Genomic DNA, 21,385 nt, shown 5'->3' with positions numbered 1-21,385 from the left:
GCCGGCCGGGGTGCACCGGCCCGCTGTGGGACATCTCGGGACGAAGTCGGTCGCTCAGGCGGTGATGTCGCGCCACACGGCCGGCAGCGCGGAGGCGACCTCATGGGCCAGGGCCGGGGCGCCCGAGGCGGCCCGGCGGCCGGCGAGTCCGTGGAGGTAGGCGGCCAGCGATCCCGCGTCGAGGCCGTCGCGGCCCGCCGCGAGCAGGGCGCCGGCCAGGCCGGACAGCACGTCGCCGCTGCCCGCCGTCGCCAGCCAGGGCGTGCCCGTCGGGTTGACGCGTACGACGCCTCCCGCGGACACCAGCGTCGTCGAGCCCTTCAGCAGGGCCGTGGCCCCGTACCGCCCGGCGAGCTCGCGCACGGCGGCCAGCCGCCCGGCCTCCACCTCCTCCCGGGCCGTCCCCAGCAGCGCCGCCGCCTCCCCCGCGTGCGGGGTCAGCAGGGTGGGCGCCCGGCGCGAGCGCACCAGGGCGGCGTCCAGGGCCCGCAGCCCGTCGGCGTCGAGCAGGACGGGCACGTCGCGGTCCGCCAGCGCCTTCTCGACCTCGGCCTCCCGCCCCGCGCCGATGCCCGGACCGACGACCCAGGCCTGTACCCGGCCCGTCCCCACCAGCACCTCCGGGTACCGGGCCAGGACGGCGTCCCCCGCCGGGCCCACGTACCGCACCGCTCCCGCGCCGCCGCGCAGGGCGCCGGCCACGGCCAGCACCGCCGCCCCGGGGTACTGCTCGGACCCGGCGACGACGCCGACGACGCCGCGGCGGTACTTGTCGCTGCTCGCCGTGGGGGTCGGCAGCAGGGCCGCGACCTCCGCGTGTTGCAGCACCTCGATCGCGGGGGCGGGCGGCAGCTCCAGCCCGATGTCGACGAGCCGCACGACACCGGCCCGCGAGGCGCCCGGGTCGATGAGCACGCCGGGCTTGTGCGCCCCGAAGGTGACGGTGACGTCCGCCGACACGGCCGGGCCCGCGACCTCCCCGGTGTCGGCGTCCACCCCGCTCGGCAGGTCCACCGCGACGACGGGCGCCCCGACGGGCACGGCCGCCACCAGCGCGGCGGCCTCCGGGCGCAGTGCGCCGCGTCCGCCGATGCCGACGAGCCCGTCCAGCACCAGGTCCGCCCGGGTCGGCACGGTCGGCGCGAGGCGGCCCCCGGCGGCCCGCAGCGCGGCCCACCCGCCGGGGTGCAGCCGTTCGGGGTCCAGGGGCACCGCGGTGACCGCCGCCCCGCGCCGGGCCAGGCGGGCACCCGCGTACAGGGCGTCGCCGCCGTTGTCCCCGGGCCCGACGAGCAGCACGACCCGGGAGCCGTACACGCGGCCGAGCAACCCCGCGCAGACGGCGGCCAGTCCGGCGGCGGCGCGCGCCATGAGGGCGCCTTCGGGCAGGCGGGCCATCAGCTCGCGCTCGGCGGCCCGTACGGTCTCCACGCTGTAAGCGGTACGCATGCCCCCAGCCTGCCCGTCATCCCTCGGCGATCACCACAGCGGAGGCGACTCCCGCGTCGTGGCTCAGCGAGATGTGCCAGGACTTCACCCCGAGGGACGCGGCCCGCGCCGCGACCGTCCCGGAGACCCGCAGGCGGGGCTGCCCGGACTCCTCGACGTACACCTCGGCGTCCGTCCACAGCAGCCCGCCCGGCGCCCCCAGCGCCTTGGCCAGGGCCTCCTTGGCCGCGAAGCGGGCGGCGAGCGACGCGCTCCCGCGCCGCTCGCCGCTCGGCAGGGTCATCTCGGCGTCGAGGAAGAGGCGGGCCGCCAGTTGGGGCGTCCGCTCCAGCGCCGCGGCGAACCGGTCGATCTCCGCGACGTCGATCCCCACACCGATGATCACAACACCAACCCCTGACGACTACTCCACCGTGACGGACTTGGCGAGGTTACGCGGCTGGTCCACCTCGTTTCCACGCGCGGTGGCCAGCTCGCAGGCGAACACCTGGAGGGGCACCGTGGCCACGAGCGGCTGGAGCAGCGTGGGGGTCGCCGGGATGCGGATCAGGTGGTCGGCGTACGGGACGACCGCCTCGTCGCCCTCCTCGGCGATCACGATCGTGCGCGCCCCGCGGGCCCGGATCTCCTGGATGTTCGAGACGATCTTGTCGTGCAGGACGGAGCGCCCGCGCGGCGAGGGCACGACCACGACCACCGGCAGGTCCTTCTCGATCAGCGCGATCGGCCCGTGCTTGAGCTCGCCCGCCGCGAACCCCTCGGCGTGCATGTAGGCCAGCTCCTTGAGCTTGAGCGCGCCCTCCAGCGCCACCGGGTAGCCCACGTGCCGGCCCAGGAACAGCACGGTGTCCTTGTCGGCGAGGGAACGCGCGAGGGCCCGTACGGGCTCCATCGTCTCCAGGACGGTGTCGACGGCCGCCGCGATGTCGGACAGCTCGCGGATCACCGCCCGGATCTCGTCGCCCCACTTGGTGCCCCGCACCTGCCCGAGGTACAGGGCGACCAGGTAGCAGGCCACCAGCTGCGTCAGGAACGCCTTCGTGGAGGCCACGGCGACCTCGGGACCGGCGTGCGTGTAGAGCACGGCGTCCGATTCTCGCGGGATCGTCGAACCGTTCGTGTTGCAGACGGCCAGCACCCTGGCGCCCTGTTCACGGGCGTGGCGCAGCGCCATCAGGGTGTCCATGGTCTCGCCGGACTGCGAGATCGCGATCACCAGCGTCCGCTGGTCCAGGATCGGGTCGCGGTAGCGGAACTCGCTGGCCAGTTCCGTCTCGCAGGGGATGCGGGTCCAGTGCTCGATGGCCAGCTTCGCGATCATGCCCGCGTGGTACGCCGTACCGCAGGCCACGATCACGACCTTGTCGACCTCGCGCAGCACCGAGGCGGGGATGCGCACCTCGTCCAGGGTCAGCAGGCCGCTCGCGTCGATCCGGCCCAGGAGGGTGTCGGCGACGGCCTTCGGCTGCTCGGCGATCTCCTTGAGCATGAAGTAGTCGTAGCCGCCCTTCTCGGCCGCGGAGGCGTCCCAGTCCACGTGGTACGCCCGCACGGTCGCGGGCGCGCCGTCGAAGTCGGTGACGGTGACCCCGTCGCGGCGCAGTTCGACGACCTGGTCCTGGCCCAGCTCGATGGCCGAGCGGGTGTGGGCGATGAACGCGGCCACGTCCGAGGCCAGGAAGTTCTCGCCCTCGCCGACGCCCACCACCAGGGGGGAGTTGCGGCGCGCGCCGACCACCACGTCCGGCTCGTCGGCGTGCACGGCGACCAGGGTGAAGGCGCCCTCCAGCCGCCGGCACACCTGCCGCATCGCCTCGGCCAGCCCGCCGGCGCGGGCGGCGCCGCCGGCTCCGCCCGTGCCGGCGCCGGCCGCCTCGAAGCGCTCCGCCAGCAGGTGCGCCACGACCTCGGTGTCCGTCTCGGACTCCAGCCGGTGCCCCCGCTCGGCCAGTTCGGCGCGCAGCGCCGCGAAGTTCTCGATGATGCCGTTGTGGACGACGGCCACCCGCCCGGAGTTGTCCAGGTGGGGGTGGGCGTTGACGTCGGTGGGGCCGCCGTGGGTCGCCCACCGCGTGTGTCCCAGGCCCGTGGAGCCGGCGGGCAACGGCCGCCCGACCAGCTCCTTCTCCAGGTTGACCAGCTTCCCGGCCTTCTTGACGTTGGCCAGGTCCCCGTCGGCGAGCACGGCGATGCCTGCCGAGTCGTAGCCGCGGTACTCCAGCCGCTTCAGTCCGGCGATGACCACATCGAGCGCAGACTGCGCTCCTACGTAACCCACAATTCCGCACATAGGCGGCAGCGTACGCCGCGCCGGGCCGGCCGTCCGGTACCTGGACAAGACGAAAACCCCGCCCCGGCGAACGCGCCGGAGCGGGGTTGACGACTGTTCGAACGGCCTCACGGGCCGTCGATGACGGCGACTCAGCCGAGCTTCTTGACCTGGGCCTCGACGACCGTCTTCGGCTGCTTCGCCTGGCCGGCGCCGCTGACGGAGGCGAAGGACGCGAGGACGTTGCCCTTGCGGACGACCACGAACTCCATCGTGTTCTTCTGGCCGTCCTTCAGGTCGATGGTCGTGTTGAAGGCGAAGGCCTCGTCACCGGCGGTGACCGCGGTGGAGGCGGCGGCCTTCTCGACCTTGGTGACCTCGGTGCCCGCGGTGACGGTGTAGCCGGCGGCGCAGGCGGTGACGGCGGACTTCACCGCGGCGAGGGTCTCCTCGGTCGCCTTGCCCTCGTAGGAGGAGAGGATGACCACGGTGCGGGTCGCGGACAGCTTGTCCGTGATCGCGTTGAGCTTCTCCTCCACGCTGGCGCCCTCGGACGGCGCCTTGGAGTTCTCGGTGGTCCCGGTGTGGGCGGTGCCCGCGGGCGTACCGGCCGACTTGAAGCTCTGGAGCTCGACCAGCGGCTGGCACGCGGCCTTGTCCGTGGTGACCTTCTCGCTCTGCGCGGCGTCGATGGACTTGTCCGCGCCGATCTTGTGGTCCGGCAGGTCGGCCTGGGTGACCAGCAGCGGGGCCAGCTCGGCGGCGGTCTTCGCCTTGGCGGCCGGAGCGGCGCTCGCCGACGCCTTGGCGTCCGGCTTCGCGTCGGACTTGGCGTCCGACTTCGAGTCGCCGGAGCCGCACGCGGTGACGAGCAGGCTCAGGGAGACCGCGGAGGCGGCCAGGACGGAACGACGGACAACAGCGGAACGCACGGAAGGACTCCCCCGGAAAAAGTAAAGGCAGGCTGAAGCGCACCAAAAACGCGCAGATCAGCGCCACGGTGATCGTCAATCTACGACTTCGTTCGACCGGGTGATCGATATTTTCGGGCTCCGGTCGCAATCGTGATCCGCACGAGACCGGGCGGCCCTCCGATCGATACCGGCACGCGTACAACCCCACGTCCGCTCGTGTCGCGACCCCACGTGACCGACCCCACCACCCACGAGCGACCCCGAACCCCGACAATGGCGGTGTGATCACATCGCCTACGCGTTGCACGCCGGACCGCGCGACGGAGCGCACCGGCCCCCGCCGGGTCTCCGACGCGTCCCCCTACGTCGACCTCACCCGGTCCGAGTGGAGCGCCCTGCGCGAGCGCACGCCCCTGCCGCTGACGGCGGACGAGGTCGAGCGGCTGCGCGGCCTCGGCGACGTGATCGACCTGGACGAGGTGCGCGACGTCTACCTGCCGCTCTCGCGCCTGCTGAACCTCTACGTCGGCGCCACCAGCAACCTGCGCGGCACCGTCAACACCTTCCTCGGCGACGCGGGCAACGGCCACGGCGCCCAGCAGGGCACCCCCTTCGTGATAGGCGTCGCCGGCTCCGTCGCCGTCGGCAAGTCCACCGTCGCCCGCCTCCTCCAGGCCCTCCTGGCCCGCTGGCCCGAGCACCCGCGGGTGGAGCTCGTCACCACGGACGGGTTCCTCTACCCGATGAAGGAACTCCAGCGCCGCGGCCTGACCTCCCGCAAGGGCTTCCCCGAGTCCTACGACCGGCGCGCGCTGACCCGCTTCGTCGCCGACATCAAGGCCGGCAAGGACGAGGTCACCGCCCCCGTCTACTCCCACCTGATCTACGACATCGTCCCCGACGAGCGGCTCGTCGTCCGCCGCCCGGACATCCTGATCGTCGAGGGCCTCAACGTCCTCCAGCCCGCCCTGCCCGGCAAGGACGGCCGCACCCGCGTCGCCCTCGCCGACTACTTCGACTTCAGCGTGTACGTCGACGCCCGGGCCGAGGACATCGAGCGCTGGTACCTCAACCGGTTCCGCAAGCTGCGCGAGACGGCGTTCCAGAACCCGTTCTCCTACTTCCGCAAGTACACCCAGGTCTCCGAGGAGGAGGCCCTGGAGTACGCCCAGACGATGTGGCGGACCATCAACAAGCCGAACCTGCTGGAGAACGTGGCGCCCACTCGCGGCCGCGCCACCCTCGTGGTCCGCAAGGGCCCCGACCACAAGGTGCAGAAGCTGAGCCTGCGCAAGCTCTGACCGCCGCCGGGGCCGACAGGGCCCACAGGGCCGAGAGGCCCTAGGGTGCGGCCATGCTGCATCTACGGATGATCACCCCGCCCGACCGGACGGAGGAGGTGGTCGCGGTCGTCGAGCGGACGGTCGGCACCACCCACCTCGTCGTCCTGCCCGGCGCGGCCCGGGTGCCGGCGGGCGACCTCGTGCTGTGCGACGTGGCCCGGGAGGCCGGTGACGAGTTGCTCGGCGAGCTCCAGGCCCTGGGCATCGAGAAGGACGGCTCGATCGCCGTCGAGAACATCGACCTGTCCCTGTCCGAGCGGGCCGACGAGGCCGAGGAGGAGGCCCCCGGCGAGGCCGCCGACGCCGTGCTGTGGGGACAGCTCACCGAGGCCACCCACGAGGAGTCCACGCTCTCCATCACCTACTGCGCGTTCATGATCCTCGCGACGATGATCGCCGCCTGCGGTGTGGTGCTGGACAACGCGGTCCTCATCGTGGGCGCCATGGCCGTCGGCCCGGAGTTCGGCCCGCTCGCGGGGGTGTCCGTCGGCGTCGTACGGCGCGAGCCGCGGCTCGCCCTGCGCTCCCTGATCGCGCTGCTGGTCGGGTTCGCCGCGGCCATCGCGGCCACGACCGTCTTCAGCCTCGGGATGGACGCCATCGGACAGTTCGATCCGCAGATGCTGGAGCGACCCCGCCCGAACACCGGCTTCATCTGGCAGCCGGACCCGTTCTCCTTCGTGGTCTCGCTCCTGGCCGGCGTGGCCGGAGTGCTCTCCCTGACCTCCGCGAAATCGGGCGCGCTGGTCGGCGTGGCCATCTCCGTGACGACCGTCCCGGCCGCCGCGAACGCCGCCGTGGCACTCGGGTACGGGGAGTTCGCCCAGATGTGGGGCTCGGCGGAACAGCTCCTGCTCAACCTCGGCGGCATCATGCTCGCGGGCATCGCCACCCTGTACGCCCAGAAAGCGCTGTGGCGGACCCAGCGCGGTCGCTGGATCCGCCGGGCCGGGAGCACCGGGGCCCCCGGCCGATGAGCGGGGACCGCTAGCCCAGCGCGGACTTCACCACGTCGGCCAGCCGGCCGGCGACCGCGCGGGCCTGCTCGATGTCCGCGGCCTCCACCATCACCCGTACGAGCGGCTCCGTACCGGACGGGCGCAACAGCACCCGGCCGGTGGAGCCCAGCTCGCGCTCGGCGTCGGCCACCGCCGCCGCCAGCTCGCCCGAGGTCGCGACCCGGGACTTGTCCACGTCCGGGACGTTGATCAGGATCTGCGGCAGCCGCTCCATGACCCCCGCCAGGTCGGCCAGCGTGCGGCCGGTGGCCGCGACGCGCGCCGCCAGCATCAGGCCGGTCAGCGTGCCGTCGCCGGTCGTCGCGTGGTCGAGGATGATCACGTGGCCGGACTGCTCGCCACCGAGCGCGTAGCCGTGCTCCTTCATCGACTCCAGCACGTAGCGGTCGCCGACACCGGTCTGCACGACCTGGATGCCCTCGCCCTCCATGGCCAGCTTGAAGCCCAGGTTGGACATGACGGTGCCGACCACGGTGTTCTCCCGCAGCTGGCCCGCCTCGCGCATGGCCAGCGCCAGCACGGCGAGGATCTGGTCGCCGTCGACCTCGGCGCCGGTGTGGTCCACCGCCAGGCAGCGGTCGGCGTCACCGTCGTGCGCGATGCCGAAGGCCGCGCCGTGCTCCACCACGGCCTGCTTCAGCAGGTCCAGGTGGGTCGAGCCGCAGCCGTCGTTGATGTTCAGCCCGTCGGGCTCGGCGCCGATCGTGACGATCTCCGCGCCGGCGCGGGTGAAGGCCTCGGGCGAGACGTACACGGCCGCGCCGTGGGCCTCGTCGAGGACGACCTTCAGGCCGTCGAGACGGTTCGGGAGGACGCCGATGAGGTGCGCGACGTACTTGTCGAAGCCCTCGGTGTAGTCGGAGACGCGGCCGACGCCGGAGCCGGTGGGCCGGTCCCAGGGAGCGCCCGTGCGGTGCTCCTCGTAGACGGACTCGATGCGGTCCTCCAGCTCGTCGGCGAGCTTGTGCCCGCCGCGCGCGAAGAACTTGATGCCGTTGTCGGGCATGGCGTTGTGGCTGGCCGACAGCATCACGCCGAGGTCGGCACCCAGCGCACCGGTGAGATACGCCACCGCCGGGGTGGGCAGCACACCGACGCGCAGGACGTCCACGCCGGCGCTGGCGAGGCCCGCGACGACCGCGGCCTCCAGGAACTCGCCCGACGCGCGGGGGTCCCGGCCCACCACGGCCGTGGGCCGGTGGCCCGCGAAGGTGCCCGCTTCGGCGAGTACGTGCGCCGCCGCCACGGAGAGGCCGAGCGCGAGCTCGGCCGTCAGATCCGCGTTGGCTACGCCTCGTACACCGTCCGTCCCGAAGAGTCGTCCCACTGTTGTCCTCCCGAGCTCACGCTTTGCTTGTGACCGCTTGTGACAGGTATTTGCCGCTTATGGCGGTAAACGAACCGCCCCGGCAGCACAGAGAGTGCTGCCGGGGCGGTTTCGTTGCAGAACAGCAGGCGCAGATTAACGCTTGCTGTACTGCGGAGCCTTACGGGCCTTCTTGAGACCGGCCTTCTTGCGCTCGACCGCACGGTCGTCGCGGGAGAGGAAGCCGGCCTTCTTCAGCGCCGGGCGGTTGTTGTCCACGTCCGCCTCGTTCAGCGCACGGGCGACACCGAGGCGCAGGGCACCGGCCTGGCCGGAGACGCCGCCACCCGAGATGCGGGCGATGACGTCGTAGCGGCCGTCGAGCTCCAGGAGCTTGAAGGGCTCGTTGACTTCCTGCTGGTGCACCTTGTTGGGGAAGTAGTCCTCAAGGGTGCGACCGTTGATCTTCCACTTGCCGGTGCCCGGAACGATCCGGACGCGGGCGATGGCGTTCTTGCGACGGCCCAGGCCGGCGGCCGGCTGGGGGTCACCGAAGCGACCGGCAAGGGACTCGGAGGTGTAGTCGCCCTCGACGACGACCTCGGTCTCGGTGGTGTACTCCTCGACGCCCTCGAACTCTTCGACGGGGGTCTCGGCGGTGGTCTCGGCCACGATGCTCCTCAGAATTTTCTACGTCTTAGGGGGTGGCCGGAACTACTGCGCGACCTGGGTGATCTCGAACGGCACCGGCTGCTGGGCAGCGTGGGGGTGCTGGTCGCCCGAGTAGACCTTCAGCTTCGAGAGCATCTGACGGCCCAGGGTGTTCTTGGGGAGCATGCCCTTGACGGCCTTCTCGACGGCCTTCTCCGGGTTGTTCGCCAGGAGGTCGTCGTAACGCACGGAGCGGAGACCGCCCGGGAAGCCGGAGTGGCGGTAGGCCATCTTCTGGGACGCCTTGTTACCGGACAGGTGCACCTTGTCGGCGTTGATGATGACGACGAAGTCACCCATGTCCATGTGGGGGGCGTAGGTCGGCTTGTGCTTGCCCTTCAGGAGGGCAGCGGCCTGGGTCGCCAGACGGCCGAGGACGACGTCCTGGGCGTCGATGACGAGCCACTGGCGCGAGATGTCGCCGGGCTTGGGGCTGTACGTACGCACGCGTATGCCTTCGCTTCTTCAGTGGTGGGTCATCCCATGGGGCGCGAGCCCCGGGGGAAGGGTCCTGACAGGGTCACCACGGACGATCACGACAGCCCTCGTTCACATCGGGGACGCAACCCTCGTGAACGGTGAACCGCTGGTCATCGGTCCGGTGGACCGGCGTAAGGCCCTTTCACGTGAGAATGAGAAAGCCAATACGCATAACAAACCAGCAGGATACCCAAGCAGACCCGTACGGGTCAAAACGCGGTCCGCGATGCCGATCGAATCGGCTTCGCGGCGCACTCCGGTTCGGTCCTGGGTGGGGACCCCGCAGTTGTTACGGGCTCCAGAGTAACCCGCCCCGAGCCCCTCGCACGACGCGCCAGCAGAACCGCCAGCCCGCACAGGGTCGCGCAGTCCCTGAAGGCGCGCCGTTTGTGGGCCAGCTCCGAGGGCCACGGGACCAGCGCCGCCTGCGGCACCAGGGCCAGCCAGAACCAGGGCGTACGCGGCATCGAGCCCTCCCGAGCACCCGTCGCCAGCAGCAGCGGAAGCACCACCAGCAGGTAGTGGTCGAAGGAGGGCCGCGACACCAGGAATGCGGCGAGCATCACCATGCACGCCGTCTCCGCGAGCCTCAGCTCGCCGCCCTCGCCCTCCGCGTCCGGACGCCGCCACCGCGTCCACGCCGCCCACAGCCCGGCCGCCGCCCCCGCGCCCGCCAACGCCACCGCGACCGGCTCCGGCACCCCCAGCCGCGGCAGCACCGCGATCGGCGACGCGTCCCAGGGCAACGCGTACGCGTCCTGCCCCTGGAGCAGGAAGGGCAGCGTCTTGGTGAAGAACAGCGACGGGCTCGGCATCACCAGCGCCCCCACCAGCGACAACCCGAGCGGCACCGCCACCGCCACCGCCAGCCCCCGCCACCGCCGGGCCAGCACGAACAGCAACCCGATCGGCACCAGCATCGGCTTGCAGGCGATCGCCAGCCCCACCACCAGCCCCGCGGCCCCCCACGACCGCCGGTGCGCCAACAACAGCGCCACCGGCAGGGCCGCCGCCGAGATCACCGTCCAGTTCCCGATCAGCACGAGGTTCGCGTACGGCTTGTACGCGAGCGCCAGCAGCCCGAGGCCCCCCACCGCGAAACGCGAGGTGGGCGGCACCCCGAACAACCGGAGCGCCGCCCACCAACCCAGGGCCGTCAGCCCCGTCATCCCCACCGGCAGCGACCACCGCAGCACCGACCGCGGCACCAGCGCCTCCGGCACCGCCATCAGCACCGCGCTCGGCAGGTACAGGAACCGCTTGTCCTCGTACGGGGAGACCCCGGCGAGCAGCGCCTCGGCCGCCTTCACCACGAAGGCGTTGTCCGATCCCCAGTTCTCCCGCAGGCTCGTCGAGACGCAGACGAACAGCAGGACCCCGAGCGAGACCAGCCGCCACGACCGGGGCGCCGGCCGCGTCAGCCAGGCCGTCCACCCGTCGGGCGCGGGCGGTCGGCCCCACTTCGCGATCCGGATCCCAGGCCGCAGCCCCACGACGCCTCCCCCTCGACCGGCCGAGGGGGAGATTCCCCTCAGCGCTTGCGCTCGACCCGACGCTCGTCCCAGACGGGCTCCTGAGTCTCCCGCACCACACCGTCCGAACCGAAGACCAGATAGCGGTCAAATGTGCGCGCGAACCAGCGGTCGTGCGTCACGCACAGCACCGTGCCCTCGTACGCCTCCAGCCCGTCCTGGAGGGCCTCCGCCGACTCCAGGTCGAGGTTGTCCGTCGGCTCGTCCAGCAGCAGCGCCGTGGTGCCGGCCAGCTCCAGCAACAGGATCTGGAAACGCGCCTGCTGACCACCCGACAGCTTCTCGAACGGCTGCTCCGCCTGCCGCTCCAGCTCGTAGCGGCGCAGCGCGCCCATCGCCTGCCCCAGGGGCTTCGCCGCCTCCGTCCACAGGATGTCGACGAGGGTGCGACCGAACAGCTCCGGATGGGCGTGCGTCTGCGCGAAGTGCCCGGGCAGCACCCGCGCGCCCAGCTTCCACTGCCCCGTGTGCCGGACGTCCTCCCCCGCCAACAACCGCAGGAAGTGCGACTTGCCCGAGCCGTTCGAGCCCAGGACCGCGACGCGCTCCCCGTAGAACACCTCCAGGGAGAACGGCTTCATCAGCCCCGTGAGTTCCAGGTTCTCCACGGTCAGCGCCCGCACACCGGTCCGGCCGCCCTTGAGCCGCATCTTGATGTCCTGCTCGCGCGGCGGCTCGGGCGGCGGGCCCGCCTCCTCGAACTTCTGGAAGCGCGTCTGCATCGCCCGGTAGCGCGAGGCCATGTCGGGGCTGGACGCCGCCTGGTTGCGCAGCCGCAGCACCAGGGCCCGCAGCCGGGCGTGCTCCTCGTCCCAACGCCGCTTGAGCTCCTCGAAGCGCGCGAAGCGCTCCTTGCGGGCGTCGTGGTAGGTGGCGAAGCCCGCCCCGTGCACCCACACGTCGGAGCCGGTCGGGCTCGCCTCCAGGCTGATGATCTTCTCGGCGGCCTGGGTCAGCAGCTCCCGGTCGTGCGAGACGAACAGCACCGTCTTGCGCGTGGCCCGCAGCTGCTCCTCCAGCCACCGCTTGCCGGGGACGTCCAGGTAGTTGTCCGGCTCGTCCAGCAGCAGCACCTCGTCCGGACCGCGCAGCAGCGCCTCCAGCACGAGCCGCTTCTGCTCACCGCCCGACAGCGTCCGCACCTCGCGGAACTGCGCGGAGTCGTACGGGATGTCCAGCGCGGCCATCGTGCAGACGTCCCACAGGGTCTCCGCCTCGTAACCCTGGACGTCGGCCCAGTCGCTGAGCGCCTGCGCGTACGCCATCTGCGCGGCCTCGTCGTCGACGGTCAGGATCAGCCGCTCGGCCCGGTCCACGGCCTTCGCGGCCTCCCGGATCCGCGGCTGGGCGACCGAGACCAGCAGGTCCCGTACGGTCGTCTCGTCCCGCACGGAGCCCACGAACTGCGACATCACGCCGAGGCCGCCGCTGATGGTGACGCCGCCGCCGTGCGGCTGGAGCTCACCGGAGATCAGCTTGAGCAGGGTGGTCTTGCCGGCCCCGTTCGCCCCGACCAGGGCGACGACGGCCCCCTCCCCCACCCGGAAGGAGACGTCGGGGAGCAGGACCCGCCCGTCGGGAAGGTAGTACTCCAGATGACTCGCTTCGAGATGTCCCATGTCCCGCATTGTGCGGGGCCGCCACGGCGCCGCCCAAATGGATTGCCCCGCGACGGGGGCGGGCCGGGGCGCGCCGGGGCGGAGGGACGCGCCCGCGCCGGGCTCAGCAGCCCGCGCAGCCCCCGCCGGCCCCGGGCAGGGTGCGCAGGTTCCGCGCCTCCTTGCTGCGGGCGGCCAGCAGCTCGTCCGCCGGGTAGCCGACCTCCTCCAGGGTGAGCCCGTGGGGCTTCACGACGTGGACGGAGGAGTCCCGTACGGCGGCGGCCAGCACGGCGCCGGGCCATTCGACGGGCCGGTGCCCGTCGCCCACGTGCAGCAGGGCCCCGACGAGCGAGCGGACCATGTTGTGGCAGAAGGCGTCGGCCCGGACGGTGGCGGTGACGACGCCGTCGGCCCCGCGCTCCCAGCTCAGCTCCTGGAGCGTGCGGATCGTCGTGGCGCCCTCGCGCCTCTTGCAGTACGCGGCGAAGTCGTGCTCGCCCAGCAGGGCCGCGGAGGCCCGGTTCATGGCGTCCACGTCCAGGGGCCACTGGTGCCACAGCACGTGGCCGCGGCGCAGCGGGTCGACGCCGGCCTGGTGGTCGCCGACGCGGTAGGCGTAGCGGCGCCAGATGGCCGAGAAGCGGGCGTTGAAGCCCTCGGGGGCCTCGGCGACCTTCCACACCCGTACGTCGTGCGGCAGCCGGCCCGCGAGGCGGCGCAGCAGCTTGTCGTGGTGTTCGGCCCACACCTCCTCGGCCAGGTCGAACTGGGCGACCTGGCCGCGCGCGTGCACGCCCGCGTCGGTGCGTCCGGCCACGGTCAGGTCGACGGGCTCCTTCAGCCGCATCACGGTCTGGAGGGCGCTCTCCAGCTCGCCCTGGACGGTCCGCAGCGTGCGCTGCTTCGCCCAGCCGGAGAAGTCCTTGCCGTCGTAGCTCAGGTCCAGCCGTACCCGGACGTGCCCGGGCTCCACCTCGTCACTCACGTGACCGATCCTCTCAGAAGCACAGCAATGCAGAACGGGCCCGCCCCCCGGAAGGGGCGGGCCCGTTCAGAGCCGATCAAGCAAGCTCGATCCCGGAACGGGATCAGGCCTCCTTGGTCTCCTCGACGGCCTCGGTCTCGGTGGCCTCGGCCTTGGCCTCCGCCTCCTTGACCGCGCGCTTGGTGGCGGCCTCGGCCTCACCGGTGGCCTGCTGGGCGACCGTAAGGGCCTCGACCAGCTCGATCACGGCCATCGGGGCGTTGTCGCCACGACGGTTGCCGATCTTGGTGATGCGCGTGTAACCACCGGGGCGGTTCTCGTAGCGCGGGGCGATCTCGGTGAACAGCGTGTGCACGATGCTCTTGTCCGTGATCGTCTGCAGCACCAGGCGACGGTTGTGGATGTCGCCCTTCTTGGCCTTGGTGACCAGACGCTCGGCGTAGGGACGCAGGCGGCGGGCCTTGGCCTCGGTGGTGGTGATCCGGCCGTGCTCGAAGAGCGCCTTCGCGAGGTTCGCGAGGAGGTGCTTCTCGTGCGCGGCGGAACCGCCCAGACGGGCACCCTTTGCGGGACGCGGCATGGTGTTACTCCTTCATATCTGCACCGGCCGTGTCAGGTACCGGTGTCAGTTCCCCCGAGGCGGACGCCGCGGGAAAGATCTACGGGTGCTGCTTAGTACTGCTCGGTCTCGACGAAACCGGCGTCCGCGTCGTCGTCGGCGCCGAAGGCGTCGGCGGCGGCGGTCGGGTCGAATCCGGGCGGGCTGTCCTTGAGGGCCAGGCCCATGCCGGCCAGCTTCGCCTTGACCTCGTCGATCGACTTCGCACCGAAGTTGCGGATGTCGAGCAGGTCGGCCTCGGAGCGGGCGACGAGCTCACCCACGGAGTGGATGCCCTCGCGCTTGAGGCAGTTGTACGACCGAACGGTGAGCTCCAGCTCCTCGATCGGCAGCGCCAGGTCGGCGGCCAGGGCGGCGTCCGTGGGGGACGGGCCCATGTCGATGCCCTCGGCGTCGATGTTGAGCTCGCGGGCCAGGCCGAACAGCTCGACCAGGGTCTTGCCGGCGGACGCCATGGCGTCGCGCGGGCGCATGGCCTGCTTGGTCTCGACGTCGACGATGAGCTTGTCGAAGTCGGTGCGCTGCTCGACTCGGGTCGCCTCGACCTTGTAGGTGACCTTGAGGACCGGGCTGTAGATGGAGTCGACCGGGATGCGGCCGATCTCCTGGCCCAGCTGCTTGTTCTGGACGGCGGAGACGTAGCCGCGACCGCGCTCGACGGTCAGCTCCATCTCCAGCTTGCCCTTGCCGTTGAGCGTGGCGAGGACCAGGTCCGGGTTGTGCACCTCGACACCGGCCGGGGGCGCGATGTCGGCAGCGGTGACCAGGCCGGGACCCTGCTTGCGCAGGTACATCACGACCGGCTCGTCGTGCTCCGAGGAGACGACCAGCTGCTTGATGTTGAGGATGATGTCCGTGACGTCTTCCTTGACGCCCGGCACGGTGGTGAACTCGTGCAGGACGCCGTCCACGCGGATGCTGGTGACAGCGGCACCCGGGATGGAGGACAGGAGGGTACGGCGCAGGGAGTTGCCGAGGGTGTAGCCGAAGCCCGGCTCAAGCGGCTCGATCACGAACCGCGAGCGGTACTCGTCGACGACCTCTTCGGTCAGCGAAGGACGCTGAGCGATAAGCATGTCTGTGTTCCTTCATTCGTGGACGCCCACTATTTGACGCCCGACGGGTAAAGCCAGGTACAGCAAGGGTACGGGCGACACGCCGCCTTGCGGAGGCGTGTCGCCCGGAGTCCCACATCAACCACAGATGCGTAACGCACCTGAGGTCAGACGCGCCTCCGCTTCGGGGGGCGGCAGCCGTTGTGCGGGGTGGGGGTGACGTCCTGGATCGAGCCGACCTCGAGGCCGGTGGCCTGGAGGGAGCGGATCGCGGTCTCACGGCCGGAGCCGGGACCCTTGACGAAGACGTCGACCTTGCGCATGCCGTGCTCCTGCGCGCGACGGGCGGCCGACTCGGCGGCCATCTGCGCGGCGAAGGGGGTGGACTTGCGCGAGCCCTTGAAGCCGACGTGGCCGGCGGAGGCCCAGGAGATCACGTTGCCGGACGGGTCCGTGATCGAAACGATGGTGTTGTTGAACGTGCTCTTGATGTGGGCGTGCCCGTGAGCGACGTTCTTCTTTTCCTTGCGGCGCACCTTCTTGGCAGCGCCCTGACGACCCTTGGGGGGCATCTCTTACTCCTACGGGAGGTGGTCGGTCCTACAGCGCAAGACCGCTGAACAGGACTACTTCTTGCCCGGCTTCTTCTTACCGGCGATCGCGCGACGCGGGCCCTTGCGGGTACGCGCGTTGGTGCTCGTGCGCTGACCGTGCACCGGCAGGCCACGACGGTGGCGGATGCCCTGGTAGCACTGGATCTCGATCTTGCGGCGGATGTCGCCCTGGATCTCGCGGCGGAGGTCACCCTCGGTACGGAGGTTGGCGTCCACGTACTCGCGGATCTTGACCAGGTCCTCTTCGGCCAGGTCACGAACGCGGGTGTTCGGGTTCACGCCGGTGGAGGCGAGGATCTCCTTGGACCGGGTGCGCCCGATACCGAAGACGTAGGTGAGTGCGATCTCCACACGCTTTTCGCGCGGGATGTCAACACCGGAAACGCGTGCCATTCAATGGCTCCTGTGTGATTCGGGGGTCTTCCACAGAACCGGCCCCGACCGCCGACCACCCGAGTCGGGTGATGGTACGTCCGGGTCCCCGGCCCCCGCCGGAGGTGCCGCCGGCCCCTCTCAGGGCTGGGCGGGTTCTGCGTATGTACGTTTTCTTACGTCGCGCGAAGAACTGCGTAAGGCAGGTCGGTCGGCGTGCGTCAGCCCTGGCGCTGCTTGTGGCGCAGGTTGTCGCAGATGACCATGACCCGACCGTGACGGCGGATCACCTTGCACTTGTCGCAGATCTTCTTGACGCTCGGCTTGACCTTCATGTTGGTGAGGTTCTCCGGGTCAGTGCCACCACCCCGCGGGAGCGGGATGCGGGGGCAAGATCTACTTGTATCGGTAGACGATCCGGCCACGCGTCAGGTCGTAGGGAGAGAGCTCCACCACGACCCGGTCGTCAGGGAGGATGCGGATGTAGTGCATGCGCATCTTGCCGCTGATGTGCGCGAGGACCTTGTGACCGTTCTGGAGTTCCACCTTGAACATGGCGTTCGGGAGGGACTCGATCACGGTGCCCTCGATCTCGATGGCACCTTGCTTCTTGGCCACGCTTCGCCTTTCGAATCGGCTACCTTGATCGGCGCACAGGCATGGAAATGCACGTGAGCCGACGAGTCAGTCTACGTCAGGGCACCCAGAAAGACGAATCCGGAAAGTTTGCCCCAGAGTCTAGATCATTAACCGAGGGGGTCCGGCGCGGTGGTCACGCCGTACTCCGCCAGCTTCGCCTTGCCGCAGTCCGGGCTGGTCAGGACGATGGGACCGGCCTCGGTCAGGGCGACCGAGTGCTCCCAGTGCGAGGACCAGGTGCCGTCGGTGGTGATGACGGTCCAGTCGTCCGCCAATACCTCCGTCTGGGCGGTTCCGAGGGACACCATGGGCTCGATCGCCAGGCACAGGCCCGGGACCAGCTTGACGCCCTTGCCCCGCTTGCGCGAGACGTAGTTCAGCAGGTGCGGGTCCATGTGCATCTCGGAACCGATGCCGTGGCCGCCGTAGTCCTCGATGATCCCGAACTTGCCGAGGCTGTGCGCACCGGTCGAGGGGCGCGGCTGGCGCTTGATGTACGACTCGATCGCCTTCGAGATGTCCACCAGACGGTTGCCGAGCCGCATGGCCGCGATACCGGCCCACATCGACTCCTCGGTCACCCGGGAGAGCTCGACCAGCTCCGGTGCGTGACCGGTGCCCACGAAGGCCGTGAAGGCGGCGTCACCGTGCCAGCCGTCCACGATGGCGCCGGCGTCCACCGAGATGATGTCGCCGTCCTTGAGGACCGTCTTGTCGTCCGGGATGCCGTGGACGACGACCTCGTTCACCGAGGTGCAGATCGTCGCGGGGAAACCGCCGTAGCCGAGGAAGTTCGACTTGGCGCCGGCGTCCGCGATGACCTTGCGGGCCACCATGTCCAGATCCCGCGTCGTGGCGCCCGGAACGGCCGCCTCACGGGTCGCCGCGTGGATCGCCGCGACGACCAGCCCCGCCTCGCGCATCTTCGCGATCTGCTCGGGGGTCTTGATCTGGACCATGGAGAGTGCCTTCCACCTTCGGTTCTGCGTGTTCTGAGCTTCTCAACAGTACGGCCGCGGCGCCCGAAGGACACCGCGGCCGTACCTGCACAACGGGGGGACTACTTCTTCAGGGCGTCCATCGCCCGCTTGGTGATCTCGTGCACCTCGCCGAGGGCCGCGATCGTCACCAGCAGGCCCTGGGCCTTGTAGTAGTCGATGATCGGCTCGGTCTGCGTGTGGTAGACCTCCAGCCGGTTGCGGACCGTCGCCTCGGAGTCGTCGTCGCGCTGGTACAGCTCGCCGCCACAGGTGTCGCAGACACCCTCGGTCTTCGGCGCCGCGTACGTGACGTGGAAGACGTGCGAGGAGTCCTTGCGGCAGATCCGGCGACCGGCGATGCGCTTGACGACCTCGTCCTCCTCGACCTCCAGGTCGAGGACCGCGTCCAGCTTCATGTTGGACGACTGGAGCATCGCGTCGAGGGCCTCGGCCTGGGACACGTTGCGCGGGAAGCCGTCGAGCAGGAAGCCGTTCACGGCGTCCGGCTGCTCCATGCGGTCCTTGGCCATGCCGATGGTGATCTCGTCGGGGACGAGCTCACCCGCGTCCATGAACCCCTTCGCGCGCAGGCCCAGCTCCGTGTTCTGGCTGATGTTGGCGCGGAAGAGGTCGCCCGTGGAGATGTGCGGGATCGACAGGTTCTTGGCAAGGAACGCGGCCTGCGTTCCCTTGCCCGCACCGGGGGGTCCGACGAGGACGATTCGCATCAGCGGAGGAACCCTTCGTAGTTGCGCTGCTGGAGCTGGCTCTCGATCTGCTTCACGGTTTCCAGACCCACACCCACGATGATGAGGATGCTCGTCCCGCCGAACGGGAAGTTCTGGTTCGCTCCGAAGCCTGCCAACGCCATCGTCGGCACAAGAGCGATGAGACCCAGGTACAGCGACCCCGGCCAGGTGATCCGGTTGAGTACGTAGCTCAGGTACTCGGCGGTGGGCCGGCCGGCGCGGATGCCCGGGATGAACCCACCATACTTCTTCATGTTGTCGGCAACTTCCTCGGGGTTGAACGAGATCGCCACGTAGAAGAACGCGAAGAAGACGATCAGGAGGAAGTAGACCGCGATGTAGTACGGGTGGTCGCCCTTGACGAAGTGCTTCTGGATCCAGGTGGCCCAGCCCGCGGTCGACCCGCTGAACTGCACGACCAGTGCCGGGATGTAGAGCAGCGACGAGGCGAAGATGACGGGGATGATGCCCGCCTGGTTCACCTTGAGCGGGATGTAGGTGGACGTACCGCCGTAGGCGCGGCGGCCGATCATGCGCTTCGCGTACTGGACCGGGATCCGACGCTGCGCCTGCTCGACGAAGACCACCAGACCCACCATCGCGAGACCGACGAGCATGACCACGCCGAACTCGACCCAGCCATCAGCGATCTTGCCCTGGAGCTTGATCTGCCACAGAGCGCCGACGAAGCCGGCGGCGATCGAGATGAACATCAGGATCGACATGCCGTTGCCGATGCCGCGGTCGGTGATGAGCTCACCGAGCCACATCACGACACAGGTGCCGGCGGTCATGGTGAGCACCATGACGACCGTAGTGAAGATCGACTGGTTCGGGACGATCTCGCGAGCGACGGGGCAGGTGCCGAACAGGGCGCCGGTGCGCGCGGTGGCGACCAGGCCGGTGCCCTGAAGGATCGCGAGCGCGACCGTCAGATAGCGCGTGTACTGAGTGATCTTCGCCGTGCCGGACTGTCCCTCTTTCTTGAGGGTCTCCAGCTTCGGGATGACCACGGTCAGCAGCTGCAGGATGATGCTCGCCGTGATGTACGGCATGATGCCGAGCGCGAAGATCGTGATCTGCAGCAGCGCACCGCCGCTGAACATGTTGACGAGACCGAAGAGGCTGTTGCTGCTCCCCATCTGGTCCACACAGATCTGAACGTTCTTGTAGCTCACGCCGGGTACCGGGATGTGGGACCCGAGCCGGAACAGCACGATGATGCCGAGCGTGAAGAGCAGCTTCTTGCGCAGGTCGGGCGTCTTGAACGCCCGGGCGAACGCGGTGAGCACGGTGCCTCCTGCGACCCCCGCGCTACTGCGTCAGAGGTGACGGTCTGAGGGATCGACGAATAACGTACGAGCAAAGGTGCAGGCCACCTTACCGGCGACTGCGCCCCCCGTGGAACGACCAACCGGGGATGCCCCATATGTGAGGCATCCCCGGTCGGGTTTCTAGCTATTTGTCACTGAGTTTCGTCTTAGACGAGCTCGGTGACGGTGCCGCCGGCAGCGGCGATCTTCTCCTTGGCGGAGCCGGAGACGGCGTCAACCGAAACCTGCAGCGCCACGGAGATCTCGCCCTGGCCCAGGACCTTGACGAGGCTGTTCTTGCGAACCGCGCCCTTGGCGACCAGGTCGGCCACCGTGACCTCTCCACCCTCGGGGTAGAGAGCGCCGAGCTTGTCCAGGTTCACGACCTGGAACTCGGTGCGGAACGGGTTCTTGAAGCCCTTGAGCTTCGGCAGGCGCATGTGGAGGGGCATCTGCCCACCCTCGAAGCGCTGCGGGATCTGGTAGCGGGCCTTCTGGCCCTTCGTACCACGACCGGCCGTCTTACCCTTCGACGCCTCACCACGACCGACACGGGTCTTCGCGGTCTTGGCGCCGGGGGCGGGACGGAGGTTGTGGGCCTTCAGCGGGCTGTTCTCAGCCATGATTAGTCAACCTCCTCAACCGTCACGAGGTGGCGGACGGTGTGCACCATTCCGCGGAACTCGGGGCGGTCCTCCTTGACGACGACGTCGTTCAGGCGCTTGAGCCCGAGCGAACGCAGCGTGTCGCGGTGGTTCTGCTTGCTGCCGATGTACGACTTCGTCTGCGTGATCTTGAGGCGGGCCATCAGACACCCGCCCCAGCGCGCGCACGAAGGAGAGCCGCGGGGGCGACGTCCTCGAGGGCCAGACCACGGCGAGCCGCGATCTCCTCGGGGCGCTGCAGACCCTTGAGGGCCTCCACGGTCGCGTGCACGATGTTGATCGCGTTGTCGGAGCCGAGCGACTTCGACAGGATGTCGTGAACGCCGGCGCACTCCAGAACGGCGCGCACCGGGCCACCGGCGATAACACCGGTACCGGGGGAAGCAGGCTTCAGCAGGACAACGCCGGCCGCCTTCTCGCCCTGGATCGGGTGCGGGATGGTGCCCTGGATGCGGGGAACCTTGAAGAAGTTCTTCTTGGCTTCCTCGACGCCCTTGGCGATGGCCGCGGGAACTTCCTTGGCCTTGCCGTAACCGACACCTACGGTGCCGTCACCGTCACCCACCACGACGAGCGCGGTGAAGCTGAAGCGACGACCACCCTTGACAACCTTGGCGACACGGTTGATCGCGACAACGCGCTCAACGTAAGCGGTCTTCTCGGCGGCAGCGCCACCGTCGCGACCCTTCCGGTCCCGCCGCTCGCCGCCACCGGCACCGCTTCCGCGGCGCTGGGGTCCAGCCATTGGATTACCTCTCTCTGTTACGTCC

General features: G+C 69.9%; 24 protein-coding genes. 2 read left to right on the top strand and 22 right to left on the bottom strand.

What is annotated here, in order from left to right:
* Nucleotides 1–54: 54 nt before the first annotated feature.
* The 4 genes from AB0D01_RS28635 to AB0D01_RS28620 form a co-directional block, all read right to left on the bottom strand.
* Nucleotides 55–1,449: an NAD(P)H-hydrate dehydratase gene (locus tag AB0D01_RS28635; protein WP_363060175.1), complete on the bottom strand. Its 1,395-nt coding sequence runs from the start codon at nucleotides 1,447–1,449 to the stop codon at nucleotides 55–57.
* Nucleotides 1,450–1,465: 16 nt separating this feature from the next.
* Nucleotides 1,466–1,834 (bottom strand): holo-ACP synthase, encoded by a 369-nt coding sequence (locus tag AB0D01_RS28630; RefSeq protein WP_363060173.1) that lies wholly within the window; start codon nucleotides 1,832–1,834, stop codon nucleotides 1,466–1,468.
* A gap of 18 nt (nucleotides 1,835–1,852) precedes the next feature.
* Nucleotides 1,853–3,739: a glutamine--fructose-6-phosphate transaminase (isomerizing) gene (gene glmS / locus AB0D01_RS28625; RefSeq protein WP_363060171.1), complete on the bottom strand. Its 1,887-nt coding sequence runs from the start codon at nucleotides 3,737–3,739 to the stop codon at nucleotides 1,853–1,855.
* Between the two features lie 131 nt (nucleotides 3,740–3,870).
* The gene (locus tag AB0D01_RS28620; protein ID WP_363060170.1) at nucleotides 3,871–4,650 is read right to left on the bottom strand and encodes a hypothetical protein; all 780 of its coding nucleotides are present in this window, start codon (nucleotides 4,648–4,650) and stop codon (nucleotides 3,871–3,873) included.
* 263 nt (nucleotides 4,651–4,913) lie between these two features.
* Between AB0D01_RS28620 and coaA the strand changes: the two genes are divergently transcribed.
* Both coaA and AB0D01_RS28610 read left to right on the top strand, forming a co-directional pair.
* A complete protein-coding gene (gene coaA / locus AB0D01_RS28615; RefSeq protein ID WP_363060168.1) occupies nucleotides 4,914–5,933 on the top strand; it encodes a type I pantothenate kinase in 1,020 nt (339 codons plus the stop codon).
* 53 nt (nucleotides 5,934–5,986) lie between these two features.
* Entirely contained in the window at nucleotides 5,987–6,952 is a 966-nt protein-coding gene (locus AB0D01_RS28610) for a DUF389 domain-containing protein (RefSeq protein WP_363060166.1), read from the top strand.
* 10 nt (nucleotides 6,953–6,962) lie between these two features.
* On the opposite strand, the gene glmM is transcribed toward AB0D01_RS28610, so the two are convergent.
* The 18 genes from glmM to rpsE all read right to left on the bottom strand — a co-directional run bounded on the left by glmM (nucleotide 6,963) and on the right by rpsE (nucleotide 21,360).
* The gene (gene glmM, locus AB0D01_RS28605) at nucleotides 6,963–8,321 is read right to left on the bottom strand and encodes a phosphoglucosamine mutase (RefSeq protein ID WP_363060164.1); all 1,359 of its coding nucleotides are present in this window, start codon (nucleotides 8,319–8,321) and stop codon (nucleotides 6,963–6,965) included.
* Nucleotides 8,322–8,456: 135 nt separating this feature from the next.
* A complete protein-coding gene (gene rpsI / locus AB0D01_RS28600; protein ID WP_363060162.1) occupies nucleotides 8,457–8,972 on the bottom strand; it encodes a 30S ribosomal protein S9 in 516 nt (171 codons plus the stop codon).
* 42 nt (nucleotides 8,973–9,014) lie between these two features.
* Nucleotides 9,015–9,458, bottom strand: coding sequence for a 50S ribosomal protein L13 (rplM, locus tag AB0D01_RS28595; protein ID WP_363060160.1), 444 nt, complete (start codon nucleotides 9,456–9,458; stop codon nucleotides 9,015–9,017).
* A 242-nt stretch (nucleotides 9,459–9,700) separates the two neighbouring features.
* Complete coding sequence (locus tag AB0D01_RS28590) at nucleotides 9,701–10,984, bottom strand: glycosyltransferase family 87 protein (protein WP_363060158.1); 1,284 nt, start codon at nucleotides 10,982–10,984, stop codon at nucleotides 9,701–9,703.
* A 38-nt stretch (nucleotides 10,985–11,022) separates the two neighbouring features.
* Nucleotides 11,023–12,651, bottom strand: coding sequence for an ATP-binding cassette domain-containing protein (locus AB0D01_RS28585; RefSeq protein ID WP_363060156.1), 1,629 nt, complete (start codon nucleotides 12,649–12,651; stop codon nucleotides 11,023–11,025).
* 94 nt (nucleotides 12,652–12,745) lie between these two features.
* Nucleotides 12,746–13,609, bottom strand: a complete 864-nt coding sequence (truA, locus tag AB0D01_RS28580; protein ID WP_363060154.1) for a tRNA pseudouridine(38-40) synthase TruA — start codon at nucleotides 13,607–13,609, stop codon at nucleotides 12,746–12,748.
* Between the two features lie 103 nt (nucleotides 13,610–13,712).
* Nucleotides 13,713–14,189: a 50S ribosomal protein L17 gene (rplQ, locus tag AB0D01_RS28575; protein WP_007265921.1), complete on the bottom strand. Its 477-nt coding sequence runs from the start codon at nucleotides 14,187–14,189 to the stop codon at nucleotides 13,713–13,715.
* A gap of 92 nt (nucleotides 14,190–14,281) precedes the next feature.
* Nucleotides 14,282–15,304, bottom strand: a complete 1,023-nt coding sequence (locus AB0D01_RS28570) for a DNA-directed RNA polymerase subunit alpha (protein ID WP_007265920.1) — start codon at nucleotides 15,302–15,304, stop codon at nucleotides 14,282–14,284.
* A 146-nt stretch (nucleotides 15,305–15,450) separates the two neighbouring features.
* Complete coding sequence (gene rpsK, locus AB0D01_RS28565; protein WP_003956432.1) at nucleotides 15,451–15,855, bottom strand: 30S ribosomal protein S11; 405 nt, start codon at nucleotides 15,853–15,855, stop codon at nucleotides 15,451–15,453.
* A 54-nt stretch (nucleotides 15,856–15,909) separates the two neighbouring features.
* The gene (rpsM, locus tag AB0D01_RS28560) at nucleotides 15,910–16,290 is read right to left on the bottom strand and encodes a 30S ribosomal protein S13 (protein ID WP_007265919.1); all 381 of its coding nucleotides are present in this window, start codon (nucleotides 16,288–16,290) and stop codon (nucleotides 15,910–15,912) included.
* A 200-nt stretch (nucleotides 16,291–16,490) separates the two neighbouring features.
* Nucleotides 16,491–16,604, bottom strand: a complete 114-nt coding sequence (gene rpmJ, locus AB0D01_RS28555) for a 50S ribosomal protein L36 (protein ID WP_003956441.1) — start codon at nucleotides 16,602–16,604, stop codon at nucleotides 16,491–16,493.
* A gap of 61 nt (nucleotides 16,605–16,665) precedes the next feature.
* A complete protein-coding gene (infA, locus tag AB0D01_RS28550; RefSeq protein ID WP_003956442.1) occupies nucleotides 16,666–16,887 on the bottom strand; it encodes a translation initiation factor IF-1 in 222 nt (73 codons plus the stop codon).
* A 128-nt stretch (nucleotides 16,888–17,015) separates the two neighbouring features.
* Nucleotides 17,016–17,867 carry a type I methionyl aminopeptidase gene (gene map, locus AB0D01_RS28545; RefSeq protein WP_363060152.1) on the bottom strand — a complete coding sequence of 284 codons (852 nt, stop codon included), beginning with the start codon at nucleotides 17,865–17,867 and terminating at the stop codon, nucleotides 17,016–17,018.
* Between the two features lie 101 nt (nucleotides 17,868–17,968).
* On the bottom strand, nucleotides 17,969–18,616 hold the full coding sequence (locus AB0D01_RS28540) for an adenylate kinase (protein WP_363060150.1): 648 nt from the start codon (nucleotides 18,614–18,616) through the stop codon (nucleotides 17,969–17,971).
* Nucleotides 18,616–19,929: a preprotein translocase subunit SecY gene (gene secY / locus AB0D01_RS28535; RefSeq protein WP_363060148.1), complete on the bottom strand. Its 1,314-nt coding sequence runs from the start codon at nucleotides 19,927–19,929 to the stop codon at nucleotides 18,616–18,618. The genes AB0D01_RS28540 and secY overlap by 1 nt, the downstream gene beginning before the upstream one ends.
* A gap of 188 nt (nucleotides 19,930–20,117) precedes the next feature.
* The gene (rplO, locus tag AB0D01_RS28530) at nucleotides 20,118–20,573 is read right to left on the bottom strand and encodes a 50S ribosomal protein L15 (protein WP_053682613.1); all 456 of its coding nucleotides are present in this window, start codon (nucleotides 20,571–20,573) and stop codon (nucleotides 20,118–20,120) included.
* Nucleotides 20,574–20,575: 2 nt separating this feature from the next.
* Nucleotides 20,576–20,758, bottom strand: a complete 183-nt coding sequence (gene rpmD / locus AB0D01_RS28525; protein ID WP_005313525.1) for a 50S ribosomal protein L30 — start codon at nucleotides 20,756–20,758, stop codon at nucleotides 20,576–20,578.
* The gene (gene rpsE / locus AB0D01_RS28520) at nucleotides 20,758–21,360 is read right to left on the bottom strand and encodes a 30S ribosomal protein S5 (RefSeq protein WP_249767360.1); all 603 of its coding nucleotides are present in this window, start codon (nucleotides 21,358–21,360) and stop codon (nucleotides 20,758–20,760) included. Before rpsE ends, rpmD begins: the two co-directional genes overlap by 1 nt.
* Between the last annotated feature and the right edge of the window lie 25 nt (nucleotides 21,361–21,385).

Origin of the sequence: Streptomyces sp. NPDC048606, from assembly GCF_040650855.1 — a bacterium.
GTDB lineage: Bacteria > Actinomycetota > Actinomycetes > Streptomycetales > Streptomycetaceae > Streptomyces.
This window is presented reverse-complemented; position numbering and strand designations above follow the sequence as displayed.

Excerpts from the sequence above, each read along its gene's own strand:
- AB0D01_RS28635 (WP_363060175.1), bottom strand. The coding sequence starts at position 1,449 with ATGCGTACCGCTTACAGCGTGGAGACCGTACGGGCCGCCGAGCGCGAG.
- glmS (WP_363060171.1), bottom strand. The coding sequence starts at position 3,739 with ATGTGCGGAATTGTGGGTTACGTAGGAGCGCAGTCTGCGCTCGATGTG.
- AB0D01_RS28610 (WP_363060166.1), top strand. The coding sequence starts at position 5,987 with ATGCTGCATCTACGGATGATCACCCCGCCCGACCGGACGGAGGAGGTG.
- AB0D01_RS28585 (WP_363060156.1), bottom strand. The coding sequence starts at position 12,651 with ATGCGGGACATGGGACATCTCGAAGCGAGTCATCTGGAGTACTACCTT.
- rplQ (WP_007265921.1), bottom strand. The coding sequence starts at position 14,189 with ATGCCGCGTCCCGCAAAGGGTGCCCGTCTGGGCGGTTCCGCCGCGCAC.
- AB0D01_RS28570 (WP_007265920.1), bottom strand. The coding sequence starts at position 15,304 with ATGCTTATCGCTCAGCGTCCTTCGCTGACCGAAGAGGTCGTCGACGAG.
- rpsK (WP_003956432.1), bottom strand. The coding sequence starts at position 15,855 with ATGCCCCCCAAGGGTCGTCAGGGCGCTGCCAAGAAGGTGCGCCGCAAG.
- rpsM (WP_007265919.1), bottom strand. The coding sequence starts at position 16,290 with ATGGCACGCGTTTCCGGTGTTGACATCCCGCGCGAAAAGCGTGTGGAG.
- rpmJ (WP_003956441.1), bottom strand. The coding sequence starts at position 16,604 with ATGAAGGTCAAGCCGAGCGTCAAGAAGATCTGCGACAAGTGCAAGGTG.
- map (WP_363060152.1), bottom strand. The coding sequence starts at position 17,867 with ATGGTCCAGATCAAGACCCCCGAGCAGATCGCGAAGATGCGCGAGGCG.
- AB0D01_RS28540 (WP_363060150.1), bottom strand. The coding sequence starts at position 18,616 with ATGCGAATCGTCCTCGTCGGACCCCCCGGTGCGGGCAAGGGAACGCAG.
- rplO (WP_053682613.1), bottom strand. The coding sequence starts at position 20,573 with ATGGCTGAGAACAGCCCGCTGAAGGCCCACAACCTCCGTCCCGCCCCC.
- rpmD (WP_005313525.1), bottom strand. The coding sequence starts at position 20,758 with ATGGCCCGCCTCAAGATCACGCAGACGAAGTCGTACATCGGCAGCAAG.
- rpsE (WP_249767360.1), bottom strand. The coding sequence starts at position 21,360 with ATGGCTGGACCCCAGCGCCGCGGAAGCGGTGCCGGTGGCGGCGAGCGG.